The following is a 22,034-nucleotide window of genomic DNA, read 5'->3' as shown; positions in this document are numbered from 1 at the left end:
GGTGAAATATTCATTTATCGATTATCGTGCTGTGGAAAACTTTTTTGTGGAGCATAGTGGGGGGAAGTGGGAGAAAGTGTATACTTTTACATAAGATTTTAATTAGGCGAATAGACTAATGGGTTTTTTAATTGGAGAATACGAATGCAAGATGGACACCAAAGGAAGAATGGTGGTTCCTGCTGCGCTCAAAAGGCAACTGCCTGATGTAGAGCGTGAGGGGCTTGTTGTGAATCGTGGTTTCGAAAAAAACTTAGTTATCTATACACGTGGGGAGTGGAACAAGATCTTGAAGCAGTTGTCTCGTTTAAATCAGTTTCAGGTAAAAAACAGGGAGTTTGTGCGTCGTTTTATGAATGGTGCAACAGAGTTAACATTGGATTCGGCGGGTCGTGTTTTGTTACCTAAGAGTTTGTTGGAGTATGCGGAGGTGGGATCTGATTTAGTGTTGGCGTGCAACTTGGAGAAAATTGAAGTTTGGTCTAAAGCAAAATATGAAGAACAGATGAATGCTGTTTCGACTGAAGATTTTGCTGATTTAGCAGAAGATGTGATGGGTTTCTGGGAAGATAAAGGAGGTGATGATGAGTAATGAAGCGGTATATCATGTTCCAGTAATGCTGGAAGAATGCATGCAGGCGATGGATATCAAGCCTGATGGTGTGTATGTTGATGTGACTTTTGGGGGTGGTGGTCATTCGCGCGAAATCTTAAAGAGATTAGGTGAAAATGGTCGGTTGATTGCCTTTGATCAGGATCCTGATGCGGTTAAAAATGCTTTAGATGATCCACGGTTTACGCTGGTTCATCAGAATTTTAGGTTTTTGAAAAATAATCTACGTCTGTTGGGAATAAAGGAGGTGGATGCGATTTTGGGTGACCTTGGGGTTTCTTCGCATCAGTTTGATTCCGCAGAGCGTGGTTTTTCTATCCGTTTTGAAGCGGATTTAGATATGCGTATGGATCAGGTTTCGGATCTGGATGCAAAGAAAATATTGAATACATACGCGGAGGAAGATTTGCATCGGATTTTCGGTATGTATGGTGAGATTCAAAATGCACGTTCTTTGGCGAAGACTGTTGTTACGGCCCGGTTGACCACACCGATCGAAACGGTGGAGGGGTTGAAGGATGCGATTAAGAAGTTGGTGCCTCGTGGCAAGGAGCATAAGTATCATGCACAGGTTTTTCAGGCGCTTCGTATCGAGGTGAACCAGGAGTTGGAAGCGTTGCAAGATTTCTTGAGCCAGACGATTTCGGTATTAAAGCCGGGTGGGCGATTGGTGATTATGTCGTATCATTCATTGGAGGATCGCTTGGTTAAGAATTTTATGCAGAAAGGGAAGTTTAAAGGTGAGGTGGAGAAGGATTTTTTTGGAAATGAAATAAAACCGTTCCACGTGATCAGTCGTAAGGCTATTACGGCGAGTGAGGCGGAATTGGCATTAAATAATAGATCACGTAGTGCGAAGCTGCGTGTTGCGGAACGACTTGCTTAATTTTTGTTCGGGATGACGAAGAATAAAATTAAGGATCAAGAGCTAAGTGAAGAGGTTCAGCAGAAAATGAATGAATCTGTTGAGGAGAAGGTGGAGGAAACACGTGATTTCCTGCAGTCTGTGTTCTCAACAAAAAAACTTTCTAGCTATTTGGTGGCTAGAAACCTGCCGTTTGCGGCCTTTGTTATCTTTTTGGGGTTGTTATACATCTCCAATCGACATTTGGCAGAACGAACGGTGCGGGCTATTGACCGATTAGGGCGTGACGTAAAAGAATTGAGCTGGGATTATAAATCGCTGTCTGCTGATTTGATGAAAATGACGACGCAGACGGAGATCGCCAAGCGGGCGGATACTTTGGGCTTGAAAGAGCGCACGGAACCGCCTATAAAAATTGAAGTGGTAAAAAAGAAAAAGTAACACCATACGATTATGAATATTAGGAAATCTATACTTATGCGAGTGTACCTAGCGTTCGGGCTTATGGTGTTTGGTGCGCTTTTGGTTTTCGGGAAGCTGTTGCACTTACAGTATGTGGATGGTGGAGAGTGGCGTGCAATGGTTGATAGTTTAACGATCCGGGAGCGCGTTATAGAGGCAGCTAGGGGGAATATTTATTCGAATGATGGTAGTCTGTTGGCTACTTCGGTTCCGGAATATGAGTTACGTTTTGATGCGATGTCTATTCCGGAAGAGGCGAATGATGTTTTTAACTCCAAAGTAGATTCTCTGGCGGTTTCTCTGGCGTCTTTTTTTAAGGATAAATCGGCCCGTCAATATCTTGCGATGTTGAAAGGTGCACGACAAAAAAAGCAACGGTATACGTTGATCAAACGTGATGTGAACCATCAGGAGCTCAAGGAGCTGAAGAAGTTTCCTTTGTTTAAAGTTTTTAAAGAAGGTAAGAAAAGGTATTCGAGTAGTTTGGTTGCGATCCGTGAGAATAAACGGATTCTTCCGTTTACGAATTTGGCTGCACGGACAATTGGTTACAAAAATACAAAGGGGGATACGGTGCGTGTAGGGCTTGAAGGGGCGTATGGTTCGTATATCGATGGGCGCAGTGGTTCGCAGATTATGCAGCGTATAGCTGGTGGTTTTTGGGTTCCGGTAAATAGAGAGGTCGAAGTGGCTCCTGTTGACGGATCTGATATTATCTCTACGCTGGATGTAAATATGCAAGATATGGCGCAACGTGCTTTGGAAAAGCAGCTTATCGCCAGTGATGCTGATAATGGGTGTGTGATTTTGATGGAGGTGAAAACAGGTGAGGTGAGAGCGATAGCAAACTTTACGCGTGATTCGGAAGGGGTGTTCAGAGAGAAGTATAATTATGCGATAGCTCAAGGGGCCGATCCAGGATCTACCTTTAAATTGGCAAGTTACCTTGCTCTTTTGGATGATAAATATGTAGATCTTTCTTCTTCTGTAGATATTGGCAATGGAACATATAAGGTGCCGGCCCATACGATCAAAGATTCACATGCACCTAAGAAATCGGTGCTGACTGTTTTGGAAGCTTTTGAAGAGTCGTCGAATGTGGCTATCGCTAAGTTGGTCAATACACATTACGGTAGTCAGCCTGCGAAGTATACGAGCAAACTACATCAGTTTGGTCTTGCGCAGCCGTTAGGATTGCAGATTCCTGGAGAAGTTAATCCGTGGGTGAAAACACCAGAAAGTAAAACCTGGAGCAAATTGTCCTTAGTGCAAATGGCATACGGGTATGAGCTTCGTTTGACGCCGCTACAAACGTTGTCTCTTTATAATGCGGTAGCCAATGATGGTAAAATGATTGCTCCTCTTTTTGTGAAAGAGATTCGTCATTTAGGGAATACGGTGCAAAAATTTGAAGCACGCGTGGTGAATAAGCAGATAGCGTCTTCGGAAGCAATCAGTAAAGCGAAGAAAATGTTGGAAGGGGTAATGACGGAAGGAACAGGTAAACGATTGAGTTCTCCGTTGTATAGTTCGGCAGGGAAAACGGGTACGGCGCAGATGAATGACGGTGCTCGTGGGTATGGGCAACGTCGCTATCAGTCTTCTTTTGCTGGATATTTCCCAGCAGAAAACCCGAAGTATTCTATTATTGTGGTGATTAGAAACCCACGTAAAGGATATTATGGTGGTGCGATTGCTGGGCCGGTATTCAAGGAGCTAGCTGATATGGTGTATGCGAATGATATGACGCTTCATGGGACCTTGGCAGCTCGCAAAGTTAATACTGCAGGGACGAAGGTTCCGACCACATTGTCCGGATCCAAAGAGGCATCGACGAAAGTGTATAATGCATTGGGTTTTACACCGACGAATTTGAACAGTTTGTTGCAGAGAAGAGATACGTCGGATAAACCTGTGCCCTTTATAGAGACGCAGATTAAAGAAGGAGTAGTGCCAAATGTAATGGGCATGGGGTTAACGGATGCGATTTTCACGATGGAAAATGCGGGGTTCAAAACAAGGGTCAGTGGAAAAGGTCGTGTAGTTAATCAGTCCTTACTGGCAGGAATGAATTTAAAAGTCGGTACACCGATAAATTTAGTTTTAAACTAGGGTTATGAAGCTGAAAGAGTTATTACATGCGATTCCGGTGAAGCAGTTGGAAGGTCCGTTAGAAGTAACGGTAGAATCCATCTGTTTCGATTCTCGTATTGTAGCGAGCAATAGTTTGTTTGTTGCGGTGCGCGGGGTTCATACGGATGGCCATCTTTATATCGAGAAAGCAATAGGTTTGGGTGCGACGGTACTTGTTGTAGAGGAGCTCCCGGAGCAGCTTAATGAAGCTGTTACTTATGCTTTGGTTGATGACTCTTCGTATGTATTAGGGCTATTGGCTACTAATTTTTACGGTGATCCCTCCAAAGAGTTGAAGCTGGTGGGGGTAACGGGTACGAATGGTAAGACTACCGTAGCGACGCTGTTGTTTAACTTGTTTGACAATTTAGGCTACCAGGTTGGATTGATTTCGACGGTGGAGAATAAAATAGGTGATCGTATAATTCCGGCAACACATACCACACCAGATCCCATTGCGCTGAATAAGCTATTGCGCGAGATGGTTGAGGAGGGATGTGATTATTGTTTCATGGAGGTGAGCTCACATGCAGTGGTGCAGCAGCGCATCGCCGGATTACGTTTTGCGGGTGGAATTTTCACCAATATTACGCATGATCACTTGGACTTCCACGGCACTTTTGATAACTATATCAAAGCGAAGAAGAAGTTTTTTGATGATTTAGATCGCTATGCCTTTGCGTTAACCAATGCGGACGATCGCAATGGGAACGTGATGTTGCAAAATACATTTGCGCACAAAAAGACATACGGATTAAAGACGATGGCTGATTTTAAAGCCAAGGTTGTGGAGAGTCACTTTGACGGCATGTTACTGCATATTGATGGCCATGAGGTTTGGGTGAAATTGGTCGGTGGATTCAATGCTTACAATTTATTAGCGGTATATGGTGCAGCTATCTTGTTGGAGCAAGAGACGGTGAAAGTGTTGACGGCAATGAGTGAGATCGCGGGGGCTGAAGGTCGTTTTGAAACCGTCCGTTCACAATCCGGTATTGTTGGCATTGTAGACTATGCGCACACACCGGATGCGGTTGAAAATGTGTTGGAGACCATTCGTGACTTACGTTCAGCGGGGCAGCAGATTATAACGGTGCTAGGCTGTGGCGGTGATCGTGATAAGACCAAACGTCCAGAGATGGCAGCTGTGGCCGTTAAGTTAAGTGATAAAGTGATTATTACGTCGGATAACCCACGGACAGAAGATCCATTAGCTATTATAAAGGATATGGAAGCTGGTGTGGATAGTAGGGATCGTAAAAATGTATTTACTATCGCCGAACGTAAAGAGGCAATCCGTGCGGCGTGCCATTTGGCACAACCGGGCGATATCGTGCTGGTGGCTGGCAAAGGGCACGAGAAATATCAAGAAATACAAGGCGTACGTCATCATTTTGATGATCGTGAAATCTTAGAGGAAACTTTTAACGAACAATAATAAAGAGATGTTATACTATCTATTTACTTGGTTACAAGAGCATATGCATATTCCTGGGGCAGGGTTGTTTCAGTACATTTCCTTCCGTACGGCTATCGCTGTTATTGTTTCGTTGATTATTACTACCGTATACGGTGGGCGCTTGATTCGTGCCTTGCACAACAAGCAGGTTGGTGAAACTATTCGTGACTTGGGTCTAGAGGGAGAAAAGCAAAAAGCAGGAACACCAACCATGGGTGGTCTGATTATTATTGCCGGTATTTTGATACCGACACTTTTGCTTGCTAAGCTGGATAACATTTATGTAATCATCATGATCATTACTACCGTTTGGATGGGCGCAATTGGTTTCTTAGATGATTATATCAAGGTTTTTCGTAAAAATAAAGAAGGTCTAGCGGGTCGTTTTAAAGTTATTGGTCAGGTGGGATTAGGTACGTTGATCGCTATTACGATGTATGCGCATCCTGATATTGTGGTACGCCAGGAGGTGAAAAATCCGACCTCTACAAAAGCGGTTGAGATCATGACGGATACACAAACTGGGGAACGGTATTATGCAGAGAATGTAAAATCTACAAAGACGAACATTCCTTTTTATAAGAACAATGAATTCGATTATGCCAAAGTATTGAGCATGTTCGGATTGAACAGTAATCTCGTTACGTTTCTAGTTTTCTTAATCGTGGTAGTGTTTATCGTTACTGCGGTGTCCAACGGGGCCAATATAACCGATGGTATCGATGGTTTGGCAACAGGTACTTCGGCTATTATCGGTATTATCTTGGCGATTTTGGCGTATGTGTCCGGGAACGTGATTTTTTCTGATTACCTGAATATCATGTATATCCCGAATTCGGGTGAGCTCGTAATCTTTGCCGGGGCATTTGTTGGTGCATGTACGGGCTTTTTGTGGTACAATGCATATCCGGCACAAGTGTTTATGGGGGATACGGGGAGTTTGACTATCGGCGGTATTATTGCGGCATTTGCGATCTTAATTCGTAAAGAGTTGCTTATTCCGATTCTATGTGGTGTGTTTCTATTGGAGAGCTTGTCTGTTATTTTACAGGTTTCTTACTTTAAATATACCAAGAAAAAATACGGTGAGGGAAGACGTATCTTTTTGATGTCGCCTTTGCATCACCATTACCAAAAGAAAGGATACCACGAGGCAAAGATCGTTATGCGTTTCTTTATCGTGTCTATCATATTAGCAATTTTGACAATAGTAACCTTAAAAGTTAGATAACATGCCCAACATCGCACATACATATTATCCACAGTCAGGTTTCCTGGTTGTTTTGGGTGCCGGAGAAAGCGGTGTTGGTGCTGCTATCTTAGGTAAGGATAAAGGCTTTGATGTTTTTGTTTCTGATAAAGGAGCAATTGCAGATAGCTATAAAGAAGTACTGGTGCAGGAGGGGATTGCTTTTGAAGAGCTAGACCATTCTGTCGCGCGCATTATGACAGCTAGCTTGGTTGTGAAAAGCCCTGGTATTCCAGAGCATGTACCTTTAATTCAAGAGCTCCGCAAAGCGGGTATTCCGGTGATTTCGGAAATTGAATTTGCCGCTCAGTATACCGATGCGAAATTATTCTGCATCACGGGGTCGAACGGAAAGTCGACCACGACCATGCTTACGTACGAGATGTTTAAACATGGCGGCGTAAATGTGGGATTGGCTGGAAACATTGGAAAAAGCTTCGCGTTGCAAGTAGCGCGTGCCTCTTTTGATGTATACGTATTGGAGATCTCTAGCTTTATGTTGGATGATATGTATCATTTCAGAGCTGATGTTGCCGTGTTGTTGAATATCACACCCGATCATTTGGATCGATACGACTATAAGTTAGAAAATTATGTCGCATCGAAGTTCCGGATCGTGCAGAACCAGACGGCAGCCGACTATTTTATCTATTGTCTGGATGATGAAGAAACAATGAAGGGCTTGCCGCTTCATCCAACGAAGGCGATTCATTTGCCATTTACACAAGAACAGGTGGTGGCCTCCGGGGCATTCCTTGACGAACAAAATAATATAGTAATTAACGTACCAAATCATAAAGAATCATTTACCATGAATATCGAAGAGTTGTCATTGCAAGGGAAACACAATGTTTTTAACAACATGGCGTCAGGACTGATGGCGAAAGCGCAAGAGCTACGTAATCAGACGATGAAAGAGAGTATGGAGTCCTATGTGAATATTTCACATCGTTTGGAGCATGTGGCACTCATTGGTGGAGTCAATTACATTAATGACTCGAAAGCGACTAATGTAAACTCCGTATGGTATGCCTTAGAGAGCTTTAGCCCAGATATCGTTTTGATTATGGGCGGGGTTGATAAAGGTAATGATTACGAAATGTTACGTGATTTGGTGAAGAGCAAGGTTAAGGCGATTGTATGTATCGGTAAAGATAACGTACGTATCCACGAATCTTTTGAAGACGATACGGATGTTATCGTAAACAGTTCTTCGATGCAGGATGCGGTAGAGATCGCATCGCATTTGGCGACAAAAGGCGATACTGTTTTGTTGTCTCCAGCATGCGCAAGTTTTGACTGGTTTAAAAACTACGAAGAGCGTGGTGATAAATTTAAAGAGGCTGTAATGGCACTATAAAGAAAGGGTAAAACATGATCGATCAGATTTTTAACAAACTCAAGGGAGACAAGTGGATATGGATTATCGTGATAGTCCTGTCTGGCTGGTCTTTGCTTGCCGTATACAGTTCTGTGGGTACACTTGCCTATAAAGAAGGAAAAGGTACAGAGCTGTATTTGTTCAAGCACTTCTCCATTGTGGCTGTTGGTCTGGGGTTGATGTATTTATCTCACAAATTGGATTATCGGTATTATGCCGGCATATCCAAGTTGTTGATGCTTATCACTATTCCGCTACTGCTTTATACCTTGATATTCGGTAGTTCGGTGAATGAGGCATCACGTTGGGTAACCATTCCAGTAATCAATCAAACGTTCCAGACATCGGATTTGGCGAAGCTGGCGTTGATTACCTTCTTGGCGCGGATGCTTTCGCGTAAGCAAGAAGATATTAAGGACATCAAAAAATCATTCCTTCCTATTATGGGGGCGGTTTGTTTGGTCTTTGTCTTGATTGCTTGGGCGAACCTTTCTACGGCGGTAATGCTTTTTGGTACGAGCGTATTATTGCTGTTGATCGGACGTGTATCGTTCAAACAGATTGCAACGGTTTCGTTGGGCGTGGCATTGTTGGGGCTATTGGTTATTTCGATCGGTCCACGTCGCGCGACATACTTCAGTCGGATCAAAGGTTACTTTGCAACGGAGGAGGTACATAGCGGAAAAGTTCCTTTTCAAGAGGATAAAAATTATCAAGCCAATCTGGCGAAGATGACGATCGCTTCGGGTGAGTTCTTTGGTAAAGGTGCAGGAAACAGTGTAGGGCGGAATTTGCTGCCACACCCTTATTCGGATTTTATTTTCGCAATTATTGTGGAAGAGTATGGGACGATAGGTGGCGCAATTTTGTTGTCCTTGTATTTGGCATTGATGTATCGATGTATTCGTATCGTGACTTTGAGCCCGCGTGCGTTTGGTGCTTTTTTGGCAGCCGGCTTAGGGTTTAGCTTAACCATACAAGCACTGGCCAATATGGCGGTAGCGGTTGGTTTGGGTCCCGTAACGGGGGTTCCGTTGCCGTTGGTCAGTATGGGAGGAACATCTATTTTGTTTACCAGCGTCGCACTAGGGATTATCCTGAGTGTTAGTCGGAATATTGAAGAGTTAAAAGATAAAGAGGAATTAAGTGAAATTCCAAAACCACGAAAAGTAGTCGTAGGAACAATTTAATATGGCACAGAAAATCATCATCAGTGGAGGCGGAACGGGAGGGCATATCTTCCCTGCAATTGCAATCGCAAATGCACTCAAGCGGCTACAGCCTGAGGTGGAGATTCTGTTTGTTGGTGCAAATGGTCGGATGGAGATGGAGCGGGTGCCGGCTGCGGGTTACAAGATTGTGGGTTTAGATATTCAGGGGATCAATCGTCAATCCTTATGGAAGAACGTGTTGTTGCCTTTCAAAATGATAAAAAGCCTCTTGAAAGCGCGTAGCGTGATTAAAGAGTTTAATGCGGATGTGGCGGTTGGTGTTGGTGGTTATGCTTCGGGCCCTCTTTTAATGATGGCCAATATGGTGGGTTTGCCGACATTGATTCAGGAGCAGAACTCATACGCCGGTGTGACGAATAAAAAATTAGCCAAAAAAGCACAGAAGATATGTGTGGCTTATGCGGGGATGGATAAGTTCTTTCCGGGCGACAAAGTGATTCTTACGGGGAACCCGATTCGTCGAGAATCTGTGGAGATCGATGGAAAGCGGGCGGAAGCACTAGCCTTTTATGGGTTAGCGGAAGGTAAGAAAACGATCTTGGTGACTGGTGGAAGTTTGGGTGCGGGCACATTAAATAAATGTGTGAAAGCAGCTGTCGAGCTATTGAAAGAGAAGGATATTCAGGTGATATGGCAATGTGGCTCTTATTACTATGAAGCATTGGAGGCGACTGTTGGATCATCGTTGCCCGCTACAATTAAATTGATGCCATTTTTGCAGCGTATGGATTATGCTTATGCGGCGGCAGATATTGTGGTATCACGTGCCGGGGCTGGGACGATTTCTGAATTATGTGTTGTCGGAAAGCCTGTCGTTTTGGTTCCTTCTCCAAATGTTGCGGAGGACCACCAGACAAAAAATGCAAATGCATTAGTCGAAAAAAATGCTGCTGTTTTGGTTGCAGATCGACAAGCAGAAACGGAACTCATGGAGGTCGTGATTGCTTTGATGGGGGATGAGAAGCGTTGCTCGGAGTTAGGAAATAATATAAAACAACTTGCACGATTGGATGCCGATATGGTAATCGCCAAGGAAGTATTGAAATTAATAAAGTGATGATGAATTTAGATCATATAAAGCGTGTTTATCTACTAGGAATTGGTGGGATTGGGATGAGTGGGCTTGCTCGTTATTTCAAGCATTTAGGCTGTGATGTGCAAGGTTATGATAAAACAGAAACGGAACTTACCCAGACCTTGGTTGCGGAGGGTATTCCGGTGACCTACGTCGATGATGTATCTAATTTATCGCCTGAATTCAGGGTGCCATCGGAAGAGACGTTGTTGATTTTTACGCCTGCGATTCCGAAGGATTTGACTTTGAAGAATTTCTTGTTGGAGCAAGGTTGTCATTTGTACAAGCGTTCGGAGGTATTGGGGATTATCAGTGCGAGCCGATTCACCATCGGGGTGGCGGGTACGCATGGTAAGACAACTACTTCCACCATGATTGCGCATGTATTGAAAGATTCGGGGTATGATTGTTCGGCCTTTTTGGGTGGAATAAGTGCCAACTACAACACGAATGTATTGTATGGTGATAATAATGTAGTCGTTGTTGAGGCAGATGAATACGATCGTTCTTTTTTGACCTTGCATCCGAATATCGCTGTGGTGACTTCTGCAGACGCAGATCACTTGGATATTTATGGTGATGAGCGTCATCTGATCGAATCTTTTGAGCTCTTTTTGGATCGCGTGGTTGATGGGGGGACGTCTATTGTGAAGAAAGGATTGCCATTTACCGGAACGATCACTTATGCAAATGAGTCGGTATGCGATGCATATGCACAAAATATCCGTGTTACTGATGGTGAGTTTTATTTCGATTATGTGTCGGCAGACTTACAATTGGAAGATATTCATTTGGGAATACCTGGATTGCATAATGTAGAAAATGCCGTAGCTGCTATAACCGTTGCAAAATTATTGGGTATTGCGTCGGATAAAATTCGTCGGGCACTGACCTCTTTTCATGGTGTGAAGCGTCGTTTTGAATATATCGTACGGGAGGAAGGACGGGTTTATATTGATGATTATGCGCACCATCCGGAAGAACTGAGAGCTTTTTTGAGTTCGATGCGTAAGTTGTATCCATCAAAGAAATTAACCGTGGTTTTTCAGCCGCATTTGTTCAGTCGCACGCGTGATTTTGTGGATGGCTTTGCCGAAGTATTGGGTATGGCTGATACACTTTATTTAATGGATATCTATCCAGCACGTGAGTTACCTATTGAGGGAGTTACCTCTGCTTGGTTATTAGATAAGATTGAATTGGCGGACAAGCGCGTTGTGACTCCGCAAGAGCTCTTATCGGTGGTGAAAGAAACACAGCCGGAGCTGATCGTTACGGTTGGAGCAGGAGATATTGATCGCATGGTAAAACCTTTAAAAGAAATAGTGTTGGGGCATGCTTAAAACGATTCGTAACATACCGTGGAAAATTGTAGGCTATGCTTGTCTGGGTCTTGTCGCTGTAGTGGGGGTAGGCATGTTGATGGGTTTGGTGAACAAGAAAGACGCAACGCAAGTTTGTTCTTCCATGAAAGTTATGGTCGAGGGTAAGGAAACTTTCATTGATCAGCATGATATTTCGACGTTGATTAAATCGCAGTTCGGCCGTGTGGTAGGTCGTCCGTTAAAAGATATCCCTGTAGAGCGGATTGAAAAAGCATTGTCGCAACTGCCTTACGTTGCTTCCGCAGAAATATTTATGGATATGGATGGGGTTTTGCAGGTGGCTGTTGAGCAACGAGAAGTGGTGCTTCGGGTGATCAATAGACATGGTCAAGAGTATTATATTGATACAAAAGGTGCGAAAATACCGGTTACATTGAAATATGTACCGCATGTTTTGGTCGCAAATGGAAATATTGCCGAAGGATATAAAAAAGCATTGGATACGATTCAAACACAGGTGGTGAAAGACCTGGTTTCTATTGTAGATTATGTGAAAAACGATGAACTCTGGGGGAATCAAATTGTGCAGCTCTATGTGAATGAGCAGCGTGATATTGAAATTGTTCCTCGTGTTGGCACGCAACAATTAGTGTTGGGCAATGCGGAGAATTTAGAGGGGAAGTTAAGTCGAATAGAGGTCTTTTATAAAAACATTTTACCGCGTGTTGGCACCGATGCTTATGAGCGGATAAATGTGAAATATGCAGACCAGATTATATGTGAGCGTAAAGGTACATGGCGACTTGATAGCTTACAAACAAAAATGAATTAGTAGTAACACAGTATAATAATACAGCAACAAATTACAGCGTATGAAACCAAGATCAGCAGAAAACGAAAAAGAGAATCCAATCATAGTTGGTTTGGATATCGGTACAACCAAGATTTGTGTGACAGTTGGGCGTCGTAGTGGTACAAACAAAATTGAGCTTTTGGGCGTGGGTAAAGCAGAGTCATCCGGTGTGAACCGTGGTGTGGTCGCTAACATCCAGAAGACAGTGAGCAGTATCCGCGAGGCTGTTTCTATTGCCGAATCACAATCGAACGTTGATATTAAAGTGGTCAATGTAGGGATTGCAGGTCAGCACATCAAAAGCATTCAACATCGTGGCATCTTAACAAAAAGAGACGACGATGAGGTTGGACGCGTAGATGTGGAACAACTTATTTCGGATATGTATAAGTTGGTCTTGCCTCCGGGAGAAGAGATTATCCATGTTTTGCCGCAAGAGTTTACGATCGACAATGAGCCGGGGATTAAAGAGCCTATCGGGATGGCAGGTCGTCGTGTGGAAGCTAACTTCCATATTATTTCGGGCCGTGTAACGGATATCCGTAATATTAAACGTTGTGTTGATAATGCCGACTTGGAAGTATCTTCCTTAGTCTTGGAACCTCTAGCATCATCTGAAGCTGTGTTGGATGAAGAGGAAAAAACTGCTGGTGTTGTATTGGTTGATATTGGTGGTGGTACTACTGATGTTGCTATCTTTCATGAAGGAATAATTCGTCATACTGCTGTGATTCCTTTGGGAGGTAATATTGTTACTGAGGATATTAAACAAGGGTGCTCTGTGTTACGCAACCAAGCGGAACAACTTAAGGTGCGTTATGGTTCGGCTCTGGCTGACGAGAACAAGGATAATGAAGTTATCTGTGTTCCGGGTATCCGTGGTCGTGAATCGAAAGAGATCTCGGTTAAAAATCTAGCGTACATTATTCAAGCGCGGATGGAAGAGATTATTGAGCACGTTTACTACGAAATCAAATCTTCGGGATACGAAGATAAGTTGATTGCTGGTATCGTTATTACTGGTGGTGGTGCGCAGTTAAAGCATTTGGTGCAATTGGTTGAATATATTACGGGCATCGATTGTCGTATTGGTTACCCGAATGAGTACTTGGCGAAAACAGAGATGCTAAATAAGCAGGCTTTGGAAGAATTAAAGAGCCCGATGTATGCGACATCCATTGGTTTATTGATCAAAGGTGTGCAAACTATGGAAGACGATGAGGCGACACAAGAAGAGAAGGTTTCCAAAAGAAAGCCAGAAGAAGAGAAGGTAGCGAAAATCGTAAAAGAGAAGGATAAAAAAGAGAGCTGGTTCACGAAAATCTTATCTGATTTCATCAAGGATGATACAGGTATTGACGATGACAGCTTTATTGGAAAGCGATAAGTTTTCAACAAAAACTGAGTTTTCCACAATTTAACAAATGTGGAAAACTGTTGTTGAGATTTTGGTATTATTACATTTGAATTGTTGAACCAAAGACGGATTTGTGAGTGGTTCAGCATGAGCTAAATAGGATATTTTATGTCGATTCAATTTGAAATGTTAAAGGAGCAATCATCAATAATCAAGGTTATTGGGGTTGGTGGTGGCGGCGGAAATGCCGTTAACCACATGTACATGCAGGGGATCAGCGGTGTGGATTTTATCGTTTGCAATACAGATGCGCAGGCGTTAGAGTTAAGCCCGATTCCGAACAAGGTACAGTTGGGGGTAAGTCTGACAGAAGGTATGGGTGCGGGTGCGGATCCTGATGTAGGCGAAAACTCCGCTATCGAGAGTATTGAAGATATTAAGCGTATGCTTGGTACCAATACGAAGATGCTTTTTATCACAGCCGGAATGGGTGGTGGTACAGGTACTGGAGCGAGTCCGGTATTAGCGAAAGCAGCGAAAGAGTTAGGTATTCTAACGGTAGCTATAATTACTACTCCTTTCACATTCGAGGGCAAGAGACGTCGTTCTCAAGCGGAAGAAGGTTTAGAAGAGTTGCGTAAATATGTGGATTCATATCTTGTGATTTCCAACGATAGATTACGTGAGATCTTTGGTAACCTGACGATGACGGCAGCCTTTGCTAAGGCAGATGATATATTGACAACTGCGGCAAAAGGTATTGCAGAGATTATTACTATTCCGGGCTACGTGAACGTCGATTTTAAAGATGTTCGTACCGTAATGAATGATAGTGGTGTCGCTATAATGGGTAACGCTACGGCAATCGGTGAAAATCGTGCTATCGAAGCGGTTACTGGCGCCTTGGCATCACCCTTATTAAAAGATAACGAAATTGAGGGAGCGCGTTACATCCTTTTAAATATTACTTCCGGTAAGAAAGAAGTAACGATGGACGAGGTTGCTATTGTGACGGATTATATCCAAGAGAAGGCTGGTCTTTCTGCGGATCTTATCTGGGGTAACTGTATCGACGAGAAATTGGAAGATGAATTGTCTGTTACGATTATTGCAACGGGGTTTCAGACTGCAGAAGAGCGCGTGAAAGAAAAGGAAAAGGAGAAAATTGCTCTTCCTTTAGTTCCGGAGTCTTCTGTTAATCAATTTGTGAAACCTGTAGCACAGAATCAATTTGTTGGACAGCCCGAAGCTGCGCCTACCATGCAATCTTTTGTGACGCCAGTTCAGGTTACAGCACCTGCGACAACGCCTAGCGTGCCGCCAATAGATTTGTTTACGTCTCCGAAGCCTATTCATGCTGCCGTACGTGCTGCTGAAGAGCCTCAAATTATTAGACATACCTTAGAGCCACAAGAGCCTGAAGTAGAAGAGACAAAGGAAGATCATTCCGGTTTCGAATTGAGAACATCACCTTCGGTGTTTGAGTTTAAGCTACCTACAGTTTTTGATGCTTACGAAAATAATACACCACAGCAACCTGCTGCACAGCCAGCACCTGCTCCACAAGAGGAGTCTTTCTTTGCAAAAGAATCGACAGCAAGAGAGATTGCTCCTGAGCGTGAGGTAGATTTTGAAGATCAGTTGTTGAAGACCAAAGAGCGTATCTTACGCTTGAAGGAACTTAGTATGAAGTTGAAATCGAGCAATGGATTACAAGAGTTGGAAAATGAACCAGCTTACAAAAGAAGACAAAAATCGTTGGAGGATGTTCCACATTCTTCACAGTCGCAGGTTTCACGTTTTACTTTGTCTTTTGATGACGGTGAGACTGAAATCAGACCTAATAATTCTTTTCTACACGATAATGTAGATTAAATTTTATCCTATTTAACAAGAAGAGATGGCCGCAAGCCATCTTTTTTTGTTCACAGGCATATTGGGTATTTCTTGGTGGTTTTGTTATATTTACGGTTGAAATAACTCCTAATATATGTCAACTAAACTAAATAACCCAATATGGGTGATGAGCTCTGCTTATGATAAATTATCGCTGGACGACTTAATTAGCACTTCTGTGGCTGTTGGTGCGCAAGGTGTAGACTTATGTGTATTCCGTAAGGATGGAACGCGTGAGGATCATACAGCAACCCATCTGGCTTACGAAGGTTTCGGGGGAGAGCAAGCTAAACAGATACTAGAAAAATTTAATACCGCAGGACTTCAATTGTCCTTGGGGGCATTTGAAAATATGATCGGAGGGGATCCTGCGGAGCGCATCAAAAATCAAAATCACCTTTTACGCCTCATTCGTATTGCGAGTCTATTAGGCGGTGATGCCAATGATGTCAAAGTTGGAACTTTTGTAGGTTACAACCATGAATTGGGAAACCAGATTGATGGCTTTGAACGGAATCTAGAGGAATATAAAAGAGTGTTTGAGCCGATTGTGAAGTATGCGGAAAGCTTAGGTGTAACGATTGTTTATGAGAACTGCCCGATGGAAGGTTGGCGCTCCTCGCGTTTTTCTTCGACATACAATAACCTTCCCGCTGTCCTGGCGGCCCGTAAGTTGATGTATGCGCTTATTCCGAGCAAAGCGCACGGCGAGATCTATGACCCATCGCATGATATTTGGCAGAATACCAACCCTGTTGATGTTATTGAAGCTATGGATATCGACCGGTTAAAACGAGTGCATGTGAAAACGACACGGAATTTACAGACTAAAGCGCGCGTGGATTGGGGTGGAATGTATCCGATGCAGCACGTAAGTGCAGATCTTGCGCAGAAGGCTGGTGTGGATATTCCGCAGCACGATTGGGATAGACATCACTACGAAGCGATGTTGCCTGGTTTTGGTGGAACGGATAACATGGACTGGAATGCGTTTGTTGGGGCGCTACATAGACGTGGCTTTGGCGGACCGTTTGAGATTGAAAACGAAGCAAAGAATTCTAAGGATACCCAAAATATGCACGCCATCAATCAAGGTTTTAAGAATTGTATAGGTTTCTTGTCTCCCCTTTTATGGGATCTGGATGCGGCACATGGGTATCAGTATAAGAAAGGGAAGGAGTTGATTGTGCCTACTTATAAAGAAGTGCCTGAGATTACAATCGATAAGTTATAATAGTGATTGTTTATAAAAAAAGAGCTTGGTATTAACCAAGCTCTTTTGCGTGTAACTTATATAGCTCGATAAGTTCCGGGATGTTGCTTACATTGAGCTTTTCAAATATTCTACTTTTATAGGTGCTTACTGTAGAAGAGCTGAGTTCCATGAGGGTTGCTACATCTAAAATACCAAGCCCTTTAATGAGGTGCTTAGCGACATCTACCTCTCTGTTTGAGAGTTTGTTTAACGGATTATTTTCGTTAAATGAAGATTTTGTCGACGTAAGCTTTTGGATGTATAATTCTTTAACGTGTTCTGACATATATTTGCCCCGCGTCATGATGCTCGAGATGGCATTATTTAGCTCACTCATCGCTGTGTTTTTATTCAAATATCCGCATGCTCCAGCTGTGATGTAGCGCAATGCGTAAAGCGACTCATCGTACGAAGAAAAGACTAGAATTTTGATGTTTGGTTGTACGTCCAAGATCTCCTTGATCACTTTAATGTTATTTCCTCCAGGCATATTAATGTCTAACAGGATGAGGTCAAAAGCCTCCTTGCCCAAGAGATTGTATACCTCTGGGTAGGTTTGTGCTTGATGAACTTCAGCTGTAGGGAAATTTTCCTTAATAATTACCGAAGCGCCTAATCGTACAATACTGTGGTCATCTGCAATTAATATTTTCTTCATTTCTAGTCGAGATTAACGGGTTTAGAGTAGATGTAGTTAACATTTTCACGCATGTAACAAATTTAGTAAAAAAACTAACAATTAAACTATTTAAGATTTAATGCCGATAATTTGACTGTGCGTTTTTTATCTACAACGCAATAATTATTGCATATAAAAACAACTTTGTATAAGTTTGTATATCGATAACGTTTAATCTTATACTATGGGATTTTTAAAAGAATTTAAAGAGTTCGCCATGCGCGGCAATGTAATCGACTTGGCAGTCGGTGTTGTAATTGGTGGAGCATTTGGTAAGATTGTGACTTCCTTGGTTGATGATCTTGTTATGCCTGCTATTGGTATCGTCATTGGTAAGGTAGATTTTTCTAACTTTAAGTATGTTATTACCGAGGCGAACGCCGCAACCAACACGAGTGAAGTAGCGATTCGTTACGGAAATTTCATTAATGTTATCGTTCAGTTTACGATTATTGCTTTCTGTATTTTTATCGTTATTAAAGGTTTAAATAGTCTGAAACGAGCAGAGGAACCTGCACCAGCAGCTGACCCGGCACCAACCAAAGAAGAGTTGTTGTTGACCGAGATTAGGGATCTTTTGAAAAATAAATAGGTTTAAAACCTAGATATTTTAAAAGAATACTTGTGTAAGTTCTAAATTAACTGTACTTTTGCGTTCCCTTGTTGAGGGATTCACTGAGTAAAAAATATTAAAATAAGCATAATAGCGTCATGAAAAGAACATTTCAGCCTTCGCAAAGAAAAAGAAGAAATAAACACGGCTTTAGAGAGCGTATGAGTTCAGCTAACGGAAGAAGAGTATTGGCTTCTCGTAGAGCTAAAGGTAGAAAACGCCTAACTGTGTCTGACGAGTACCGTCACAAAGGTTAATATTGTTTACCGTTGACTAATTTCCGAGCAAGTTAGCTGGCGAAAAGTCATTATGGGTAAAACATTCACAAAAGAAGAACGATTATGCAGTAAAAGGTTAATTGATGATCTTTTCCATAATAGTTTTTCTTTTGTTTTATATCCCTATCGTATCGTCTTCCAACCTAAACCTTCGGAAGACCATGTTTCCCCTGCCCAGAGTATCCTTTCTGTTTCGAAGAGACGGTTCAAGCGTGCTGTAGATCGTAATGCCGTTAAAAGGCGTATGCGTGAAGCCTTTCGTTTGCAAAAAGAGGAACTCTACTTGTTTCTCCAAGAACATTCCTTAAATTTGCTTGTTGCTTTTCAGTATGTCGGAAAAGAGCAGCTTCCGTATGCATATATGTATGAACGGATGGGGCTCACAATCACTAAATTAAAGGATGAAATTACTAACAGCTATTTGGGAAAACCTGATTAAGCAACCGCTTAAGTGGTTGTTTCTATTAATCATTCGGTTTTATCAACTTTTTATTTCTCCTTTTTTAGGGGCAAATTGTCGCTATACGCCAACATGCTCACAATATGGTAAGGAAGCAATTATAAAGTATGGCCCTTTTAAAGGGGGATGGCTTGCTATTCGTCGAATTCTTAGTTGCAACCCTTGGGGTGGACATGGACATGATCCTGTCCCGTAATTTTGTTACATGAAAGATATTTACATTCTGCAAATAGAAACTGCGACACCGACTTGTGCTGTCGCTATTAGTAAAAACGGTGCGACAATCAGTGCTGTTCAAGGTGAAGAAGCTAATATGCACGCTAGTCACCTTACGCTATTTATTGAGCAAGTACTGCAAAAAGCAGGGATTACGATGGCCGACCTCGGTGCTATCGCAGTGAGTATGGGACCTGGATCATATACCGGACTTCGGATCGGTGTTTCTACGGCAAAGGGTTTGTGTTATGCTTTGGATATTCCGTTGTTGGCATTGAATACATTGGATGCCATGGCTGCCGGATTTTTAGCGCAAAATGGTGTGGATAGCGGGACTGTTGTGGTGCCGATGATTGACGCCCGTCGGATGGAGGTATATATGGCGATCTATGATGATCAAGGCGTGTTAAAAACACCAACGTCGGCGCAAATTATAGATGAAACTTCTTTTGTAGAAATGGGGCAGGTTGTGCTCTTCGGAACAGGGGCCGATAAGTTTGAGGGGCTATTTCAAGCGGTGCCTTCGGTTACTGTATCAACAGGTTTTCAAAATTCAGCGGAATATCTGTCCACGCTTTCCTATACTAAATTCCTCCAGCAAGAATTCGAAGACTTAATATATTTCGAGCCTTTTTATTTAAAAGATTTTATTGCATCGACCCCTAAAAAAAGGATATAGTTGCGTCGCATTAAAGCCAGTTTTTTCGCTTAAACCAATAGAAGATAATCAAGGCTAAAAGCGCCATGGTAATCATAATAGCTGGGTAGCCGTAGTACCATTCCAATTCGGGCATATGGGTAAAGTTCATGCCGTAGACCCCCACGATGAAAGTTAACGGCATAAAGAAAACCGATATAATCGTTAAGGTTCGCATAATGTCGTTTGTGTGGTTGGATTCAATGTTGAAATAGATGTTGAGCAGTTGCGCTGTATTTTCTGATATATTACGATAAAGCGCAGCAGAACGGCCATATAAATCTTTAAGGTCCTGGGTGTAGACATTTTTGAAGGCCGAAAGATGAAAGAAATCAACAATGTCCTTATACAGTGTCAAGATAATTCGAACGTGGTCTACCTGTCGTTTGATGTAGTATAGCTGTTGTAAGAAATCTTTCTTTCGTCTTTGCATAAAGACGACCTCTTCATAGCGGTCTAATTGGTTGTTCAGTTTATCTATTACTAAACTTTCGAATGTTTTGAGCGCTTCCGAGGTCAGGTGATTAATAAAGAGTTTGCTTGAGTTTAGCTTTGTTGGCGAGAAGTGTTCCTCTATTTTTTTTAGGTAATGAACTTCTGTACGGTGGACAGTAATGACAAATTTTTCGCTAAAGAATACAGATATACGTTCTGTTATCTCGGTAAGGGTGTCTGCAAAATCGTCGAATTCAGCTGGAATTGAGCGAATTATTAGGAAATAGTAGTTGTCAAATTCTTCAATTTTAGGTAACTGACCGGTCTGAAAACAATCGTTTATAGAAGCCTCATTCAGTTTGAATCGCACCTTCAGCTCATCCATTTCTGCGTGTGTTGGATTAACAACATCGATCCAGTAGAAAGGTGTGATTGTCTTGTCTAAAATTGTTTTTACCATAGAACTTGTTCCGAAAATTATAGGACAAGGTATTAATCAATTGCTATAAAAGCAAATAAATTAAGCGAGATCCAAAGGGATAAGGTCTTGCGTTGCGCCTCCGGTAACACTTCGACAAGCTTCGTGTGATATCCTACCGTAGGCTCAAGGCTTATCGCTGGTACGATTTTACCTACCGCTGGCGCGAGTTTATCTACTGCTGGCGTGAGCTTGTAGCTCGTGTCCTAGATTACAAAGAGCACGAGTTGAAAACCTGCCTATCGCAGGCAGGCTCGCGCTAGCGTTACGGCAATAAAAAAGGAGGCTTCCTAAGAGCCTCCTTTTTATAGAACGATACGTGTCGTTATTATTTCTTTTCTGCTGGTTTTTTGCTGCTGTACTCTTTGTTTAGCGCGTCAATCACATCATTTGTGATGTCTAATTTAGAATCAGCATACAATACCGTTGGGTTTGTTTTCGAGTATGTTAATACCAACGTGTAACCATTTTCTTTTGCATGTTTCTTCAAGTACTCCGTAATCGCGTTGTATACGTTGTTGAATTCGGCCGATTCATCTTGTTGGATCGATGCAGATGCATTTTGATCCAAGCGACCTAGTTCATCTTGTTTGCGTGCTAATTTCTCTTCTGTTGCCTGACGCTCAGAAGCACTCATAGAGCCTGCTTTTTGTTGGTATTCTGCCACTTCGCGTTGGAACGCTTGCCCTTTAGCTTGTAAGTCGCTTTGTGCTTTCTTTACCTTGCCCTCTAGTTTAGCTCTGATATCTTTGAAATAAACATATTTTTCAGACAATGAGTCCGAATTGATGTATACAATCTTTTCTTCTTTGGCAGTCGTAGAAGATGGGGAAACTGTTGAGTCGCTCGCATTGTTAGCGCCCGTTTTTGCATTTTGGTTACAGGCAACGACACTTAAAGTCACCATAACTCCCAAGGATACTTTTGATAAGGTTGTAAATAGTTTATTCATTGTTTTTAGTTTTTCCATTTAAAGAAACAAACCTAATATAAATAAATTGAATTTTCTGCATTTCCCATGAT

22 protein-coding genes are annotated in these 22,034 nt (G+C 42.4%); 19 read left to right on the top strand and 3 right to left on the bottom strand.

The window, feature by feature from the left end; genetic code table 11:
* Positions 1-118: 118 nt before the first annotated feature.
* The 14 genes from mraZ (at position 119) to B9Y69_RS06120 (ending at position 17,134) form a co-directional block, all read left to right on the top strand.
* Positions 119-592: a division/cell wall cluster transcriptional repressor MraZ gene (gene mraZ / locus B9Y69_RS06185; RefSeq protein ID WP_085472155.1), complete on the top strand. Its 474-nt coding sequence runs from the start codon at positions 119-121 to the stop codon at positions 590-592.
* On the top strand, positions 585-1,499 hold the full coding sequence (gene rsmH, locus B9Y69_RS06180; protein ID WP_085472154.1) for a 16S rRNA (cytosine(1402)-N(4))-methyltransferase RsmH: 915 nt from the start codon (positions 585-587) through the stop codon (positions 1,497-1,499). Before mraZ ends, rsmH begins: the two co-directional genes overlap by 8 nt.
* A 12-nt stretch (positions 1,500-1,511) precedes the next feature.
* Complete coding sequence (locus tag B9Y69_RS06175; protein WP_085472153.1) at positions 1,512-1,919, top strand: FtsL-like putative cell division protein; 408 nt, start codon at positions 1,512-1,514, stop codon at positions 1,917-1,919.
* Positions 1,920-1,931: 12 nt separating this feature from the next.
* On the top strand, positions 1,932-4,052 hold the full coding sequence (locus B9Y69_RS06170) for a penicillin-binding protein (RefSeq protein ID WP_085472152.1): 2,121 nt from the start codon (positions 1,932-1,934) through the stop codon (positions 4,050-4,052).
* A 4-nt stretch (positions 4,053-4,056) separates the two neighbouring features.
* Positions 4,057-5,511 (top strand): UDP-N-acetylmuramoyl-L-alanyl-D-glutamate--2,6-diaminopimelate ligase, encoded by a 1,455-nt coding sequence (locus B9Y69_RS06165; RefSeq protein WP_085472151.1) that lies wholly within the window; start codon positions 4,057-4,059, stop codon positions 5,509-5,511.
* A 7-nt stretch (positions 5,512-5,518) separates the two neighbouring features.
* On the top strand, positions 5,519-6,763 hold the full coding sequence (gene mraY / locus B9Y69_RS06160) for a phospho-N-acetylmuramoyl-pentapeptide-transferase (RefSeq protein ID WP_085472150.1): 1,245 nt from the start codon (positions 5,519-5,521) through the stop codon (positions 6,761-6,763).
* Position 6,764: 1 nt separating this feature from the next.
* Positions 6,765-8,141: a UDP-N-acetylmuramoyl-L-alanine--D-glutamate ligase gene (gene murD / locus B9Y69_RS06155; protein WP_085472149.1), complete on the top strand. Its 1,377-nt coding sequence runs from the start codon at positions 6,765-6,767 to the stop codon at positions 8,139-8,141.
* A 14-nt stretch (positions 8,142-8,155) separates the two neighbouring features.
* Positions 8,156-9,352, top strand: coding sequence for an FtsW/RodA/SpoVE family cell cycle protein (locus tag B9Y69_RS06150; protein WP_200811758.1), 1,197 nt, complete (start codon positions 8,156-8,158; stop codon positions 9,350-9,352).
* A gap of 1 nt (position 9,353) precedes the next feature.
* Positions 9,354-10,451, top strand: coding sequence for an undecaprenyldiphospho-muramoylpentapeptide beta-N-acetylglucosaminyltransferase (murG, locus tag B9Y69_RS06145; RefSeq protein ID WP_085472148.1), 1,098 nt, complete (start codon positions 9,354-9,356; stop codon positions 10,449-10,451).
* 2 nt (positions 10,452-10,453) lie between these two features.
* The gene (murC, locus tag B9Y69_RS06140; RefSeq protein WP_085472493.1) at positions 10,454-11,812 is read left to right on the top strand and encodes a UDP-N-acetylmuramate--L-alanine ligase; all 1,359 of its coding nucleotides are present in this window, start codon (positions 10,454-10,456) and stop codon (positions 11,810-11,812) included.
* Positions 11,805-12,626, top strand: a complete 822-nt coding sequence (locus B9Y69_RS06135; RefSeq protein WP_085472147.1) for a cell division protein FtsQ/DivIB — start codon at positions 11,805-11,807, stop codon at positions 12,624-12,626. Before murC ends, B9Y69_RS06135 begins: the two co-directional genes overlap by 8 nt.
* 40 nt (positions 12,627-12,666) lie before the next feature.
* Positions 12,667-14,034: a cell division protein FtsA gene (gene ftsA / locus B9Y69_RS06130; protein WP_085472146.1), complete on the top strand. Its 1,368-nt coding sequence runs from the start codon at positions 12,667-12,669 to the stop codon at positions 14,032-14,034.
* 138 nt (positions 14,035-14,172) lie between these two features.
* Complete coding sequence (ftsZ, locus tag B9Y69_RS06125; protein ID WP_085472145.1) at positions 14,173-15,879, top strand: cell division protein FtsZ; 1,707 nt, start codon at positions 14,173-14,175, stop codon at positions 15,877-15,879.
* Between the two features lie 115 nt (positions 15,880-15,994).
* A complete protein-coding gene (locus B9Y69_RS06120; RefSeq protein WP_085472144.1) occupies positions 15,995-17,134 on the top strand; it encodes a sugar phosphate isomerase/epimerase family protein in 1,140 nt (379 codons plus the stop codon).
* A 31-nt stretch (positions 17,135-17,165) separates the two neighbouring features.
* On the opposite strand, the gene B9Y69_RS06115 is transcribed toward B9Y69_RS06120, so the two are convergent.
* Positions 17,166-17,813, bottom strand: coding sequence for a response regulator transcription factor (locus B9Y69_RS06115; protein ID WP_085472143.1), 648 nt, complete (start codon positions 17,811-17,813; stop codon positions 17,166-17,168).
* Between the two features lie 205 nt (positions 17,814-18,018).
* Between B9Y69_RS06115 and mscL the strand changes: the two genes are divergently transcribed.
* From mscL to tsaB, 5 genes are all read left to right on the top strand, one after another.
* On the top strand, positions 18,019-18,426 hold the full coding sequence (mscL, locus tag B9Y69_RS06110) for a large-conductance mechanosensitive channel protein MscL (RefSeq protein WP_085472142.1): 408 nt from the start codon (positions 18,019-18,021) through the stop codon (positions 18,424-18,426).
* Positions 18,427-18,545: 119 nt separating this feature from the next.
* Positions 18,546-18,704, top strand: a complete 159-nt coding sequence (rpmH, locus tag B9Y69_RS06105; protein ID WP_075991291.1) for a 50S ribosomal protein L34 — start codon at positions 18,546-18,548, stop codon at positions 18,702-18,704.
* Positions 18,705-18,756: 52 nt separating this feature from the next.
* Positions 18,757-19,164 (top strand): ribonuclease P protein component, encoded by a 408-nt coding sequence (locus B9Y69_RS06100; RefSeq protein ID WP_085472141.1) that lies wholly within the window; start codon positions 18,757-18,759, stop codon positions 19,162-19,164.
* The gene (gene yidD, locus B9Y69_RS06095) at positions 19,127-19,381 is read left to right on the top strand and encodes a membrane protein insertion efficiency factor YidD (RefSeq protein ID WP_085472140.1); all 255 of its coding nucleotides are present in this window, start codon (positions 19,127-19,129) and stop codon (positions 19,379-19,381) included. The genes B9Y69_RS06100 and yidD overlap by 38 nt, the downstream gene beginning before the upstream one ends.
* 9 nt (positions 19,382-19,390) lie before the next feature.
* The gene (tsaB, locus tag B9Y69_RS06090; RefSeq protein WP_085472139.1) at positions 19,391-20,080 is read left to right on the top strand and encodes a tRNA (adenosine(37)-N6)-threonylcarbamoyltransferase complex dimerization subunit type 1 TsaB; all 690 of its coding nucleotides are present in this window, start codon (positions 19,391-19,393) and stop codon (positions 20,078-20,080) included.
* Positions 20,081-20,090: 10 nt separating this feature from the next.
* On the opposite strand, the gene B9Y69_RS06085 is transcribed toward tsaB, so the two are convergent.
* Positions 20,091-20,993, bottom strand: a complete 903-nt coding sequence (locus B9Y69_RS06085; RefSeq protein WP_085472138.1) for a CorA family divalent cation transporter — start codon at positions 20,991-20,993, stop codon at positions 20,091-20,093.
* Between the two features lie 346 nt (positions 20,994-21,339).
* Entirely contained in the window at positions 21,340-21,963 is a 624-nt protein-coding gene (locus tag B9Y69_RS06080) for an OmpH/Skp family outer membrane protein (protein ID WP_085472492.1), read from the bottom strand.
* Positions 21,964-22,034 lie beyond the last annotated feature (71 nt).

The organism is Sphingobacterium psychroaquaticum, assembly GCF_900177625.1.
Taxonomy (GTDB): Bacteria; Bacteroidota; Bacteroidia; order Sphingobacteriales; family Sphingobacteriaceae; genus Sphingobacterium; species Sphingobacterium psychroaquaticum.
The sequence above is the reverse complement of the archived record's forward strand: the minus strand, read 5'-3'. Positions and strand labels throughout refer to the sequence as shown.

Bases quoted from the DNA above. Each gene is read 5' to 3' on its own strand.
- mraZ (WP_085472155.1), top strand. From the start codon at position 119: ATGGGTTTTTTAATTGGAGAATACGAATGCAAGATGGACACCAAAGGA.
- rsmH (WP_085472154.1), top strand. From the start codon at position 585: ATGAGTAATGAAGCGGTATATCATGTTCCAGTAATGCTGGAAGAATGC.
- B9Y69_RS06175 (WP_085472153.1), top strand. From the start codon at position 1,512: ATGACGAAGAATAAAATTAAGGATCAAGAGCTAAGTGAAGAGGTTCAG.
- B9Y69_RS06170 (WP_085472152.1), top strand. From the start codon at position 1,932: ATGAATATTAGGAAATCTATACTTATGCGAGTGTACCTAGCGTTCGGG.
- B9Y69_RS06165 (WP_085472151.1), top strand. From the start codon at position 4,057: ATGAAGCTGAAAGAGTTATTACATGCGATTCCGGTGAAGCAGTTGGAA.
- mraY (WP_085472150.1), top strand. From the start codon at position 5,519: ATGTTATACTATCTATTTACTTGGTTACAAGAGCATATGCATATTCCT.
- murD (WP_085472149.1), top strand. From the start codon at position 6,765: ATGCCCAACATCGCACATACATATTATCCACAGTCAGGTTTCCTGGTT.
- B9Y69_RS06150 (WP_200811758.1), top strand. From the start codon at position 8,156: ATGATCGATCAGATTTTTAACAAACTCAAGGGAGACAAGTGGATATGG.
- murG (WP_085472148.1), top strand. From the start codon at position 9,354: ATGGCACAGAAAATCATCATCAGTGGAGGCGGAACGGGAGGGCATATC.
- murC (WP_085472493.1), top strand. From the start codon at position 10,454: ATGAATTTAGATCATATAAAGCGTGTTTATCTACTAGGAATTGGTGGG.
- B9Y69_RS06135 (WP_085472147.1), top strand. From the start codon at position 11,805: ATGCTTAAAACGATTCGTAACATACCGTGGAAAATTGTAGGCTATGCT.
- ftsA (WP_085472146.1), top strand. From the start codon at position 12,667: ATGAAACCAAGATCAGCAGAAAACGAAAAAGAGAATCCAATCATAGTT.
- ftsZ (WP_085472145.1), top strand. From the start codon at position 14,173: ATGTCGATTCAATTTGAAATGTTAAAGGAGCAATCATCAATAATCAAG.
- B9Y69_RS06120 (WP_085472144.1), top strand. From the start codon at position 15,995: ATGTCAACTAAACTAAATAACCCAATATGGGTGATGAGCTCTGCTTAT.
- B9Y69_RS06115 (WP_085472143.1), bottom strand. From the start codon at position 17,813: ATGAAGAAAATATTAATTGCAGATGACCACAGTATTGTACGATTAGGC.
- mscL (WP_085472142.1), top strand. From the start codon at position 18,019: ATGGGATTTTTAAAAGAATTTAAAGAGTTCGCCATGCGCGGCAATGTA.
- rpmH (WP_075991291.1), top strand. From the start codon at position 18,546: ATGAAAAGAACATTTCAGCCTTCGCAAAGAAAAAGAAGAAATAAACAC.
- B9Y69_RS06100 (WP_085472141.1), top strand. From the start codon at position 18,757: ATGGGTAAAACATTCACAAAAGAAGAACGATTATGCAGTAAAAGGTTA.
- yidD (WP_085472140.1), top strand. From the start codon at position 19,127: ATGAAATTACTAACAGCTATTTGGGAAAACCTGATTAAGCAACCGCTT.
- tsaB (WP_085472139.1), top strand. From the start codon at position 19,391: ATGAAAGATATTTACATTCTGCAAATAGAAACTGCGACACCGACTTGT.
- B9Y69_RS06085 (WP_085472138.1), bottom strand. From the start codon at position 20,993: ATGGTAAAAACAATTTTAGACAAGACAATCACACCTTTCTACTGGATC.
- B9Y69_RS06080 (WP_085472492.1), bottom strand. From the start codon at position 21,963: ATGAATAAACTATTTACAACCTTATCAAAAGTATCCTTGGGAGTTATG.